At 62.3% G+C, this 12,721-nt stretch carries 8 protein-coding genes; 6 read left to right on the forward strand and 2 right to left on the reverse strand.

The genetic code is table 11. The annotated features are described in order from the left end of the window. Nucleotides 1-72 precede the first annotated feature (72 nt). The 5 genes from C7402_RS10955 to C7402_RS10975 all read left to right on the forward strand — a co-directional run bounded on the left by C7402_RS10955 (nucleotide 73) and on the right by C7402_RS10975 (nucleotide 9,896). Nucleotides 73-963, forward strand: a complete 891-nt coding sequence (locus C7402_RS10955) for a LysR substrate-binding domain-containing protein (RefSeq protein ID WP_116610770.1) — start codon at nucleotides 73-75, stop codon at nucleotides 961-963. Nucleotides 964-1,920: 957 nt separating this feature from the next. Beyond that, nucleotides 1,921-2,187, forward strand: a complete 267-nt coding sequence (locus tag C7402_RS10960) for a PAAR domain-containing protein (RefSeq protein ID WP_116610661.1) — start codon at nucleotides 1,921-1,923, stop codon at nucleotides 2,185-2,187. 50 nt (nucleotides 2,188-2,237) lie between these two features. Beyond that, the gene (locus tag C7402_RS10965; RefSeq protein ID WP_116610662.1) at nucleotides 2,238-6,137 is read left to right on the forward strand and encodes a type VI secretion system Vgr family protein; all 3,900 of its coding nucleotides are present in this window, start codon (nucleotides 2,238-2,240) and stop codon (nucleotides 6,135-6,137) included. Between the two features lie 31 nt (nucleotides 6,138-6,168). Continuing rightward, nucleotides 6,169-7,005 carry a hypothetical protein gene (locus C7402_RS10970; RefSeq protein ID WP_116610663.1) on the forward strand — a complete coding sequence of 279 codons (837 nt, stop codon included), beginning with the start codon at nucleotides 6,169-6,171 and terminating at the stop codon, nucleotides 7,003-7,005. 683 nt (nucleotides 7,006-7,688) lie between these two features. Beyond that, nucleotides 7,689-9,896: a TonB-dependent siderophore receptor gene (locus C7402_RS10975; RefSeq protein WP_208948925.1), complete on the forward strand. Its 2,208-nt coding sequence runs from the start codon at nucleotides 7,689-7,691 to the stop codon at nucleotides 9,894-9,896. 74 nt (nucleotides 9,897-9,970) lie between these two features. On the opposite strand, the gene C7402_RS10980 is transcribed toward C7402_RS10975, so the two are convergent. Both C7402_RS10980 and C7402_RS10985 read right to left on the reverse strand, forming a co-directional pair. Further along, nucleotides 9,971-10,636, reverse strand: coding sequence for a DUF2278 family protein (locus C7402_RS10980; RefSeq protein ID WP_116610664.1), 666 nt, complete (start codon nucleotides 10,634-10,636; stop codon nucleotides 9,971-9,973). A 61-nt stretch (nucleotides 10,637-10,697) separates the two neighbouring features. Beyond that, nucleotides 10,698-11,651: a LysR family transcriptional regulator gene (locus C7402_RS10985; protein WP_116610665.1), complete on the reverse strand. Its 954-nt coding sequence runs from the start codon at nucleotides 11,649-11,651 to the stop codon at nucleotides 10,698-10,700. 118 nt (nucleotides 11,652-11,769) lie between these two features. On the opposite strand from C7402_RS10985, the gene C7402_RS10990 reads away from it, so the two are divergent. Continuing rightward, complete coding sequence (locus C7402_RS10990) at nucleotides 11,770-12,717, forward strand: hydroxymethylglutaryl-CoA lyase (protein ID WP_116610666.1); 948 nt, start codon at nucleotides 11,770-11,772, stop codon at nucleotides 12,715-12,717. The last annotated feature ends 4 nt before the right edge of the window (nucleotides 12,718-12,721 follow it).

Raw genomic sequence — 12,721 nt, forward strand, 5'->3', positions numbered from 1 at the left:
ACTGTACGGATCGCCCATGCATCATCAAAGGCAATAATCTTGATGCAATCCATTACGTTGCATAATGTGTCGATGACCCGAAACTTCGACCTCGACCTGATCCGGACCTTTGTTGCCGTCGCCGAAAGCGGCAGCATGACGGTTGCCGCGAATCGGCTGCACATGACCCAGGGCGCCGTGAGCCAGCAGGTGAAGCGGCTTGAAGACCTGCTCGATTGCCTGCTGTTCGTGCGCAAGGCGCGCAAGCTGGAACTGTCGCGTCACGGCGAGCAGTTTCTCGTGAAAGCGCGCCAACTGCTGAAGTTGAACGACGAAATCTGGGCCGACATGACCGGCCGCCCGCTGCATGGCAGCCTGCGCGTGGGCGTGCCCTACGACCTCGTGACGCCGCTCGCGCCCGCGATGAAGGCGTTCGCCGAGGCGCATCCTCACGTCGAGATTTCGCTCGTGTGCGGCGCGTCGCCGGAACTGAGCGAGGCGGTCAATAGCGGCCGCGTGGACGTGTCGCTGGTCGAGTCCATTGCGAGCGAAGCCCAGGGCGAAGTGGTTCGCATCGAGCCGCTGGTGTGGGTGAAGGGGCGCGACAGCGACGCGTGGCAGAAGCGGCCGCTGCCGCTTTCGATGGTGGACGAGCGTTGCGCGTTCCGGCCGGTGGTGCTCGGGGCGCTCGCGGACGCGGGCATTGCGTGGCGCACGGTGTTCGAGAGCGGCAATATCGAGGCGACCGCCGCCACGGTGCGCGCGGGGCTTGCGATCACGACGTGGCTTGTCTCGACCGTGCCGGCCGATCTGGAGACGCTCGCGCCGCAAGCGTATGGCTTGCCCGCGTTGCCGCCGTTCGCGATCTGTCTGCGCTTGCCTGCGACGGTTCAGCCGGCCGCGCAGGAGTTTGCGCGCTGTGTGCGCGAGTCGATGGCGGGGGACGCCGCTGGGAGCGGGATGCGGGCGCGGCGGGCGGCGTAGGGGCGCGGCTGGGTCGTAGAGGCAGGGCGGTGGGGGCGAGGGCGTGCTGTTGGTGTCCGATTTTGATGAGCCTCGTGGGTATTCGAGGAAAATCACGCGATAGGACTTCTTCTGAATGTTCTGAAATCATCCAGGACGCAGACTTGGTGCCACACGGGAGCCTCGGTCGCGAACCGATATTGCGTACGTTGTAGCTGACGCCGCGCAAATTCGCGAGCCTTCAGGCCGCTCGCACCGGCACTTGGTATCGTCGCCTCCGAAGCATTGGTGGCCCAGGCTTGGCGGTCAGGCAATCTCAGCACCGATACGCCTGCGAAACCCGGCCGTGTCTCCCTGATGCGCGCCTATGCAATGGGCCGGCCTTGTCGGAGAGGCGTTCGAGGCTGCTGGTAACGTAGTTTCCTTCCGGGTTGCCAACTCTTCTTAATTGCTTTCTGGAACGTCTGGTTTTCCTGCACTGGCTATCCGGGTAGGTGCGCAGGGCGGACAACGACCACGAGCGCGCTCGTTGCGTCGTCTGGATTGTGGTGCACTTTAAGCCCAAGCGTAGACGATGTGCAGGCGGAATCTTTTTACGCAATTTATTAAGGATTGCTCCATTATTTTTAAGAGGCTGATATGGATGCCGATGCGCGTGACGCTTTCCGGGTCGAAGAAGTTCTAGGGCGTCGAGGTGTTCCAGAGTGATTACTCACCTGATGACCTGATCCGATACGTGATAGCGCTTGAAGCCCGGCGTATGCCGACGGGACATGATCGCAACGCTGGAGGTGCATATGCATATGCATGAGCTTGAAAGAGTTGACCTTGCTGTCTATCACCCTGAGAGGAATTTATCCAATTTGCATGTGTGTTTCGGACCTTTCCGATATTGATGGCGGGAACGACGTGGTGGTATCGGCAACACAGATTCGATATGGGAGAGCGCATGGTCAGGCTTGACGGAGGCAACAGCAGATGAAGGATGCAGCAACCGGACACGAAGTTGCCCGCCAGGGCGATACAACGGACCACGGTGGCACGGTTGTCGAAGCCGCGCCGAATCTCAGTCATAAGGGTATCCGCGTGGCGCTCGACGGACACATGGTTGACTGCCCGAAGTGCGGCGGCAGGTTTCCCATCAAGGCGGAGGGCGCGCGAACACACAATGGCGTGCGCGTGGCGTTCCTCGGGAACAGGACCGCGTGCGGAGCCATGCTCATCGCTGCCGGGGAGGGTGCGTGAGGAATCACAAGCACAATCAACCGAAGCGATATGAGGCACCCGAAAGACCCATGTCGATAGACGGGCCTGCGCTGCCCCGCTTTACACCGCCAGGCCCCCGACCGGACTGGTATTACCGCGTCCAGCCGTCTGCCACATCTGAGGGCGTGACGCAGTGCGTTCTCGTTCCCATCCATCTGCATGGCAGGGAAGCCCTTGGCGAACGCTACCGCTACACCGTTCGTATGAGGACCGATGTCAGGGTTCCGTCCGTTCCCGACATCATCACGCTCGACCTGGACAAGGTGGTGGGGACGGAAGTCACGGTATCGATTGACGTTCCGGGCCGGGGCACATTTGTTCCCGGCATGCCGGGCGACACCGGGCGCGGCAATATTGGTTTCCATGTGCGCGAGATTTCAGGACGTATCGGCGCTGCCCGCTTCATCCGGCGCGATAACCGGTCGATGGTGTACGAGTTTGATATCGAACCGGCACTGGCCAAGGCTGCAAAAGGCCAAAGCTACCGGATTTTCCAGAACCGCACCATCATCGAAGCGATTGGCGAACTGCTTCACCCGTACCCGATCTCGATTGACTGGCGTATTGCGGGACCGCTTCATGGCGATCACTACCCGAGGCGTGACCTGCAACGGCAATACTTCGAATCCGACTGGACGTGCTTCAGGCGCTGGTGTGAACGTGCCGGGTTGTTCTTCTGGTTCGAGCACAGCGAAGGGTTTCACCGGCTCGTCATTGCCGACACGATGGGCGCGTTCCATCCGCACGGCGAGGCTTACGAGACGCTGCGCTATGCGCCGGGTGAGAACCGTATCGATGAGGAACACATCGAGCGACTGGAGTTCGCGAGCGGCTGGACCGAAGGCAAGGCGACGGCGGTTGACCACGACCCCATGCAGCCACGCATGCGCCGCTCGAACATGCCGCTGCGCGAGAGTGACGAGAACCCCCGCGACACGGCGGAGGCCGATCAGGAGTTCTACGAGTATGCCAATGTGAGCCAGCCGCTCCAGGGATCAATGGGACTTCATGGCCGTCCCCTTGACCTGGACGAGCAGGCGCGGCAGGTGGCGACGGTGCGCATGCAGTCGATGCGTAGCCAGGGGTTTCGTGCGAATGGCTTCGGCCACTTGCGCGGCCTGCGCCCCGGTTACACGTTTGAACTGGTGAACCATCCGATGAAGAAGGCCAACCAGGAATGGGTAGTCCTCTCCACGACGCTGACCATCGAGTGCAATGACCAGGCGAGCGGTACGGACCAGGCCTTCCGTTGTGACTGCGAGTTCGAAATCCAGCCGGCGAACAACTGCCATTACCGTCTGCCGATCATCACGCCGTGGCCTGTGATCGGTTCGGAGCGGGCTGTCGTGACCGGCCCGGACGATCACGAACTCTGGGTCGACGAGCAGGGCCGCGTTTGCTGCCAGCTCGTCCCCGACCGTGAGGGGAAGTTCGACCACAAATCATTCATCTGGCTGTGGGTCGTGCAGCCCTGGCAGAACCGGCAGATGGGGTCGGCGTTTGTACCGCGCATCGGCAGCGAAGTGGTGGTGGAGCACGTCAACGGAAACCCCGACATGCCCTACATCGCAGGGAGCATAGGCGGAAAGAACAATCCGCCGCCCTGGGCGCTGTCGCGCAACATGTGGGTGTCAGGGCTGCGCAGCAGGGAGGCCGATGGCCGTGGATCAAACCATCTCGCGCTGGACGACACCCATGGCAGGCAGCAGGTTCAGCTTGCGAGCGACCATGCGAAATCGAGCCTGAGCCTTGGCTACATCACGCGCATCGACGGCAACGAGGGACGGCAGGAGGAGCGCGGTATCGGGGCCGAGATACGCACGGACGGACAGGCGACGATGCGGGGCGCGGACGGCGTGTTTCTCACCACCGATGGCCGCCCCAATGCGCAGGGCAAGGTCAAGGAGAACGGTGAGACCGTGGCGCGGCTAACGCGTGCTCGCGATGTGCACGAAAGTGCGGCGCAGCTTGCGCAGCAACGCGGCGCACAGGATGCGACCGGCGATCAGGCTGATGTCGTCCAGTCGGTCAAGCAGGCGAACGCAGAAGTGCGCGGTAAGGCCAGCACGGGAGCCAGCGACTTCCCCGAGTTCGAGCGGCCGCATCTCACACTGGCGAGCGCGGCAGGCCTTCAGGCCGTCGCCGAAGACGATGCCCACTTCGTCAGCGGCAGGCATACCGCGCTCACGGCGGGCGGTAGCCTCGGAGTCGCAACCGGGAAGTCGTTCTTCGCGTCGGCGCTCGAAAAGATCGCTTTCTATGCGCAGAAGGTGATGCGGCTGATTGCAACCGGGCCGGTGTACATCGAATCCCGCGACAGCACGATGGACCTGATCGCGCAGCGCGTCATCAACATGCTGTGCACACAGGGCGAGATTCGCATCAAGGGCAAACGTATTGTCCTGGAAGCCGACAATGCGCAACTCGTGCTGGGTCTGGGGATCACCGGCCATACAAACGGCGCGTTTCTTGTCCATGCGGCCAACCACGCGACAGCGGACCCGCAGGCAAAGCCGGTCGATTACCCCGTGACGCAGGATACCCCCGGCAGGCTGGCCGCGCATCACGTGCTGGTCGAGAACCAGGGCGGCTTTGCCATACCCAATCAGCCGTACCGGTTGACGCTGGATGATGGTCAGGTCATTCAGGGTGTGACGAACGACTTGGGCGAAATGCAGATGGCCACGAGTAACGTGGCAACGTTCGGCTTGATCGAGCTGATGTCGCAGAGCGAGCCGGGGAACGTGATTGGTCTGGTGAACACGACCGTCTATCACGATGCAACAACCGAGCCACCGCCACCGTCTGCCGTCATGAGGAGGACGACCCAAGTTGGCGGAAAGACGGCTTCTACACCGGAAAGCGGTGCGACTTCGAAGGGCCAGTCGCCGGATTTTCTGACGTGTGATCCGATGAATTTCGGCTTGCGCACCTATCGCTATGTCGGCAACGCAGCGCCAAGTCCTGCGAGCGAACATACGCGGAGCGATGTCGAATACCCAGTGGCAAAGACTTATACGGCCGCGGTGAAAAAGGCGCTGACCTCGCTCGATTGGGCGGGGTTGCGGTCGAAGCCCGCTGCGGTGATTCAGGATTCAATTGCGGGAGCAGTTAGGAAACCTCTGTTGGCTGCGTTGTGCTCGGGGGCATTCGGTTTGCCCGATGATGCGATGCCATCAATTAAGGTTGTTACATCGGACGACGCTCCACAATATGGGATCGCGCTTGATGGGGTCATGCTGGCGGGTTTTGTGGCGAAACAGTGGTTGATGGGTATCGTCAAGTCAACGAGCATTGAAAGGGTGTTCCGGGATCTTAATGCGATTGATATGAGTGAGGATGAAACGAAGAAGAAAATCTCACGCATGCTCTTTGACGATCACTTGCGAGACCTCGCGGAAACGATTTACCACGAATCTCGGCACTGCCAGCAGACGTTCTGGATGATGTCGCTGTATGGCACTTATCCAAAGGACTACGTGCAGTTTCCGGGGATCGCGACGATGTTCGAAAGTGCTGTGCTTGAATCCGTCAGAAAGATGGCCGAAGCAACGCCATTTCCCAACAACGATCTTGTAAAAATCGGTGTGCACCGGATGCTTATCTTCTACTACTGGTGGTTCATCGTTGATGCGAGAACCAGTGCAAAGGGATACAAGCCATATGAACCTATCCTTGCAGACGCCGACAAGGTACAGGCAGAGGTTTGCAAGTTGCGGGGCGTGACACCAGAGCAGGCGCTGCTGATGGGGCAGCGTAAAGAGCCGGGATATCGTAGTCATTATCACGAGGAAGATGCATATGCGACAGAGGATGCTGTTAAACAGTATTGGGGTGATGCTGACCATGCTTTTGTGCTCAATCCCGGCATATGCACAAAGCAATACGAGAGTGTCCTCACCCAGCTCGGAGTCAGCGGAAATGGCTAGTCAGATAACGCCTGAGCAGGAGAAATCAGTAATGGACACTCTGAAAGAGGCCATGTTGATATTGCGAGATGACAAACCATTCCGGGGACGTGACGCTGAATTTGGTAAAATTAGATTGGTCGATAAATATCGACAATCGGGTATTGGCGAGGAGTATTCGTTCGATAACAGCACTATTCCTTCGTCGGATATTACGATTCGGATAACAGATGATCCACTCGACTACTCAGAAGATCGTTCACGAGTTGCAATTGTCCCGTCAACTTTTCGCCTTTACTTCTATGCTGCGGTTCGCGGTATCACGCCCTCCATTCTGCGAAAGCAGCTTGACCTGGCGGACTACTGGATAAAGGACGATGGTTCCCGCTCCGAAGGCAATGAGATGGGGCCGGTCCCATCTCCCTTCAAAACCCGGAACTACCGCTTCCGTGCGAATGAGCGTGCGGACAGCCGTTTCCAAGTCGATGTTGACGTGAGCTATGTGGAGCCACCGGACAACGCGCCAGCAGGTACGCAGCCTACGCTCTGGATGGTCGATATTACCCGCGCCTATCCGTACCTCACCCCCGAGATGCGCAAGAAAAAGCGTGAGGAAGAGCAGTTCAAGAAGCGCGAGAAATACGGCTACATGAACCTGCGTACCGGCATGACGTGTCCCGAGACGGGATTATGGGAAGGCTGGACGAAGGAATGTGGCGCGACCGACATTCTTCAGTTGGAGAAAGGCCAGAAGTTCGACATGGTGCGCACGGTGCCGGTGTACAAGGACCGCTCATCGTGTCCGATGGTCGAAGGCCAATGGATGTGGCTGTGCTCGCTGGCGGAGTTAAGCGGGTTCTCCTGGTACGGGATCACGCTCAAGAGCTAGACGGATGACTCCCCGTTCCAGCAGGGCAGTTTCAATCATCCCTGGTTTGATATTCAGGAAAGGAAATCAATATCCAGATGAAAGGAGAGAACGTAACCCACGAGGACATGTCGAATTTCTCAGCCCCCCGACTGGGGCTCGCCCGTTATTCGCGCGAAGCGGCCGGCCCACGTACAATCGATATCAAGTCAAACAATATCCCATTAGTCCCTGACACTGCGGGCTACTTCGCGCCGGTCACTACCTTGAGTGGGATGTGACGTACACCTATCCAGCGCTCAGGACGGCGTTGGATCACTGAATCGGGCGATGGCGGACCCGGCGAACGCCTCGCATATCGCACTCTTTGACGCCGAAGCCATGGCGTGGCGCATGGTGACTCGACCGCGATATTTGTGGTCGTGCCGGAAACGAATTCCCCCTTCACACGGCCTGCAAAGCCTCGCCGGTGAAGGCGCTGCGTGCGCCAAACAACGAAAGCCCGCGCACTTTTCCACAAAAAAGACAAACCCACCCCCCCCACCGTCCGTTTCTCACCAAATTCCGCAAAAATCCGTCAGGAAAGACGAATGCCGCCGTAAGCCCTAGGAAATGTCGTAAGGGTTTGTTAGTATCGCGCGCTGAGTGAAAATGAGAATGCTTCTCATTGAGAAATTCCGCGAGACGACCCTTCCCAAAACGACATGAACCATCGAGAACCCGCGCGCCGCGCGCGCCGCACGCTGCATCGCCCGTTGCATATTGCCGCCTGGCTGACTTTCGCGGCGGCCCAGGCCGCCGTTGCCCAGACCTCGACGCAGGACGGCGGGGCCCAGAAAACGCCGTCCCAGAACACGAGCGCCACGGGCAACGGTGCCGCGGGCACCGACCAGGCGCTGCCCGCGGTGAGCGTGAGCGCGAGCACGGTGCCGAACTCGCCGCTGAACCTGAGCGCGCCGGTGAACAGCGGCGCGCTCGGCACGCGCTCGCAGCTCGACACGCCGTTCTCGACCACGGTGGTCACGGGTGAGGATCTCGCCGACCGCCAGGTCTACAAGCTCGGCGACGTGTTCGCGGGCGACGCCTCGGTCACCGACAACAGCAACGCCTATAGCGCCTGGGCCACCTACATCACGATTCGCGGCCTGCCCATCGACTGGCAGAACGGTTTTCGCATCGACGGCAATCCGTTCATTTCGTACGGCATCACCATGCCCTACGAACAACTGGAGCGCGTCGAACTGCTCAAGGGCCTGGGCGGCTTCATGTACGGCTTCGCGCAGCCGGGCGGGCTCGTCAACTACGTGACGAAGCGGCCGGGCAAGGACCCGGTCACGAGCCTCGACGTGGGTTATCGCATGGACGGCCTGCTGAGCACGCACGTCGACCTGAGCCGCCGCTTCGGCCCCGACGACATGTTCGGCGCGCGCCTGAACTATACGAAGGAAGCGGGCAAGACCTATAACGCCGGCGACTACAACCGCAACTCGGTTTCGCTCGCGCTCGACGGCCAGCTCACGCGCGACCTCCAGGTGTGGTTCAACGCGCTCTACCAGACGATCCGCTCCAGCGGCCAGACGCCCGCGATCTACACGGGCAGCTACACGGCGTCGAGCCTGCCCGCCGTGCTCAGCGGCGGAACCAACTGGCTCGGCAGCACCGACCAGCATCTGAACACGAACCTGCAACTCTACACGGCGGGCGTGCGCTACCAGATCGCACCCGACTGGTCGTTCACGACCTCGGGCAGCTACAGCAAGTCGGCGCGAGATCGCAACGAAAGCACGCTCACACTGCTCAATCAGGCCGGCGACTACCAGGACGCGCGCTGGAACGGCGACGAAGGCCACCAGGACATCTACTGGCAGGGCATGTTCGAAGGCAAGGTGAAGACCGGGCCGTTCACGCACCAGCTCGTGATTGGCGGTGCGTACCAGCATCAGACCAACGACTACTCGTCGGTCTCAGTCTATAACGTGCTCGGCATCGGCAACCTGTACCAGCCGAATCCGTTCCGCTACTACTCGGGCAGCGGGCTCGAAACGTACCGCGCGAGCGATATCACGCAGACATCGGCGTTCGTGAGCGACACGATGGAGATCACGAGCCGCTGGTCGCTGCTCGCGGGCCTGCGCTACACGAACTATAGTCAGAACACCTATTCAACCACGGGCGCGAAAACGGCCGCGTACAGCCAGAACGGCGTGGTCACCCCGACCGCCGCGCTCATGTACAAGCTGGAGCCGAACACGACGCTCTATGCGAGCTACGTCGAGGCGCTGGAGCAGGGCGCGATCGTGGACAGCATGTACGCGAACGGCGGCTCGTTGCTGCGCCCGCTGCGCTCGCGCCAGTACGAGCTGGGCGTCAAGAGCGAGCACGAGCGCTGGAGCGCGACGGCGGCGCTGTTCCGCATCGAGCGCGGCGCGGCCTATGCCAATAGCGACAACGTCTACGTGCAGGACGGCGATTCGATCTACGAAGGGATCGAGGCGGGCGGCAGCGTGCGCCTCGGCCGTAGCTGGCAGGTGGCGGGCAGCGTCACGCTGCTCGATACGTGGTACGCGAAGGGCCAGTCCTTCAACGGCAACCGCGTGGCGGGCGCGCCGAAGTTCGTGGCGGCGGGTCGCGTGACCTATGACATGCCGTACGTGCCGGGCCTGCAACTGTCCGCCGACGCGAAGTTCACGGGCAACACGGAAGTGCGACCGGCCGGCAATCTCCAGACGGGCGGCTACCTGCTCATGAACGTCGGCGCGAACTACTTCACGCGCATTGGTGGCCACGACGTCACGCTGCGCGCGGCGATCGACAACATCACGAACCGCCGCTACTGGATGTTCCAGTACTCGGACTACATCGCGCCGGGCGATCCGCGCACGGTCAGCCTGAACGCGAAGATCGACTTCTAAGCGTTCAAGCGGCTTGCCGTAAGCCGCGCCGCGAGCGGGCGCATTCCGTTGACCGGGATGCGCCCGTTTTGCGTTCAGGAGATCGGTTGCGAACCCGGCGCGGGGTTGCCGAGATCGTCGGTCGGCACGTATTGCTGGTCGAACGCCGCCGCATACAGGGCCCATTCGGGCTCGCCGAGATCGACGAGCAGCGCGCCGTCCTGCCAGATGTCGTTGTGGTCGTTCGAGTCGTCGCCCGCGTGGTGAATGAATTCGCCCCTCGATCCCTGATTCATGTGGACGTCGTGCACGCCGTCGCCTTCGCTGTAGAAGCGGCCGAACACGTACACGTCCAGCGAGGATTGTTGCGCGCGCAACAGAAGGCGCTGCAACGAGGCGACGGGCTCGACCTGGTCGGAGCCGTCCATTACGTCGCTGTTGCGCCACGCGCCGGTCTTGGCGAGGAAGTCGCTGCGCAGGAAGTCGAGCGCGGGCAGCGCATCGGTGCCCGTGAGGTCCGTCGATCCGGGCGACGTGCTCTTGAGTGTGGTGAGCACGCTGTGGCGGAAGTCGAAGACGAGCTGGTACTTGAGCAGATCGTCGGCGTCGGTGGTGCCCACGTTCACGGCAATGTCCCACGGCGCGCCGTTCACGGTGATGCCGAAGTGCAGGTGGTACTGCACTTCATGGGGCCGCCGCGTGGACTTCAGTTGCGGTGTGGAAACGATCTTCGCCTTGACGAAGCCGTAAGGAAGGGCCATCGCGCGCTCCTTGCAGTTCAGGTGGAGCGGCTCATTGTGCCGCCCGAACGTGAATATGCGCTTACAGCGAGGCCGGGCCGCGCGCCCGTGCCTGGCTTCTTGCGCCGCGTGGCTTGTGCGCCGCGCGCTCGACGAGATGCTCGACCATGCGCTGGGCCGCGGGCTGGAGCGCGTCGAACGCGCGAAAGCAGACGATGAAGCGCCGCCGCGCCCAGGCGTCGGTAAGCGCGATGGTGCGCACGTCCATGATGCGCCCGTATGTGTTGCCCACTTCCTCGGGCACGACGCTGATGCCGAGATTGGCGGCCACCACGCGAAAGGACGCGTCGAAATTCGACACCACGGCGCGATAGGTGACGGTGCGCCCGCTGCGCGCCGCCGACTGGCGCAGCATCGTATGAACGGCCGTGGAAGGCGGCAGCCCAACGTGCTCGTAATCGAGCGTTTCTTCGAACGAGATCGAGCGGCGCTTCGCAAGCGCGTGCTCGGGATGCACGGCGAGCACGAGCCGGTCTTCGCGCCAGGGGCGCGCTTGCAGCCCGCCAAGCTCCACGTTGTCCCAGCACACGCCGAGCGAGGCCGCGCCGTCGCGCACGCGCTCCACCAGTTCGCGCGAGGTGCGCTCCTCCACGTTCACGCGAATGTTCTGGTGGGCGGGCAGCCGCATGAAGGAGGCGAGGTCGTCGAGCAGCGCCTCGGCGATCGCGGAGGCCGAGGCGCACACGCTCACGCTGCCGGAAAGGCCGCTGCCCAGTGCCGCGATGTCGCTCGCCGCGCGCTCCAGCGTGAAAATCACGCTGCGCGCGTGCTCGACGAGCGCGAGTCCCGCCGCCGTGGGCTGCACGCCGCGCCGCGAGCGCGTGAGCAGCGGCACGCCGAATTCGCTTTCCAGTTGGGCAATGCGCTTGCTGATGGCCGAGGGCTCGATATGCTCCTCGCGCGCGGCGCGGCCCATGTTGCCGTGCTCGCACACGCTCACCAGCAGGCGCAGGGTTTTGAGGTCGATGTCGCGCACGGCGTCTCCTTTCTGTGTTTCCGGTTTGGAATCTTGAAGCTTCCAAAATACCGCTTTATGTATTTCATGGAATGCCTAAAGTTAGCACATCGCTGGAGACAAAAACGGAGACACCTTCATGCCCCCATTACCCCTGCGGGCCCAGATCCGCGAGGTCGGCCTGCGCGACGGCCTGCAAAGCATCCAGAGCGTGCTGCCCACCGCGCACAAGATCGAATGGATCCGCGCCGCGCACGAGGCCGGCCAGCGCGAGATCGAAGTGGGCTCGTTCGTGCCCGCGCGCCTCTTGCCGCAACTCGCCGACACGGCGGAACTCGTGGCCTTTGCGAAGACGCTGCCGGAACTGTTCGTTTCGGTGCTCGTGCCCAATCTCAAGGGCGCGGAGCGCGCGCTGGAAGTGCAGGCGGACCTGATGCTCGTGCCGCTGTCGGCAAGTGAGGCGCACAGCCTCGCGAACCTGCGCAAGACACCCGATGAAGTCGTGGCCGACGTGGCCCGCATGCGCGCCGCGCGCGACGCGAGCGGCGCGAAGACGCTGATCGAAGGCGGCATCGGCACGGCGTTCGGCTGCACGCTGCAAGGACGCGTGGAGCCCGCGCAGGTGCTGCGCTGCATGCAGGCGCTGCTCGACGCGGGCGCGGACCGCGTGAGCCTCGCCGACACCGTGGGCTACGCGAACCCCGCCGCCGTGCGCGAACTCTTCGAGGCGGCGCGCAAGATCGCGGGCGAACGCCTCTGGTGCGCGCACTTTCACGACACGCGCGGACTCGCGCTCGCCAACGTCTACGCCGCGCTGGAAGCCGGTGTGACGCGCTTCGACGCCACGCTCGGCGGCATCGGCGGCTGCCCGCATGCGCCGGGTGCGAGCGGCAACGCCGCGAGCGAAGACCTCGCGTTCATGCTCGCCGACATGGGCATCGACACCGGCATCGACATCGAAGGCCTGCTCGCGCTGCGTGCGCGCGTGGCGCAATGGCTGGAAGGCGAAACGCTGCACGGCACGCTCTGGCGCGCCGGCCTGCCGAAAACTTTCGGCGCCGCCGTCCATCACGCTTTATCTGTTTGAGGTC

It is taken from the genome of Paraburkholderia unamae, assembly GCF_003096875.1.
GTDB classification, from domain to species: Bacteria; Pseudomonadota; Gammaproteobacteria; order Burkholderiales; family Burkholderiaceae; genus Paraburkholderia; species Paraburkholderia unamae.

Coding starts and splice junctions, on each gene's coding strand:
- C7402_RS10955 (WP_116610770.1), top strand. CDS start 73: ATGACCCGAAACTTCGACCTCGACCTGATCCGGACCTTTGTTGCCGTC.
- C7402_RS10960 (WP_116610661.1), top strand. CDS start 1,921: ATGAAGGATGCAGCAACCGGACACGAAGTTGCCCGCCAGGGCGATACA.
- C7402_RS10965 (WP_116610662.1), top strand. CDS start 2,238: ATGTCGATAGACGGGCCTGCGCTGCCCCGCTTTACACCGCCAGGCCCC.
- C7402_RS10970 (WP_116610663.1), top strand. CDS start 6,169: ATGGACACTCTGAAAGAGGCCATGTTGATATTGCGAGATGACAAACCA.
- C7402_RS10975 (WP_208948925.1), top strand. CDS start 7,689: ATGAACCATCGAGAACCCGCGCGCCGCGCGCGCCGCACGCTGCATCGC.
- C7402_RS10980 (WP_116610664.1), bottom strand. CDS start 10,636: ATGGCCCTTCCTTACGGCTTCGTCAAGGCGAAGATCGTTTCCACACCG.
- C7402_RS10990 (WP_116610666.1), top strand. CDS start 11,770: ATGCCCCCATTACCCCTGCGGGCCCAGATCCGCGAGGTCGGCCTGCGC.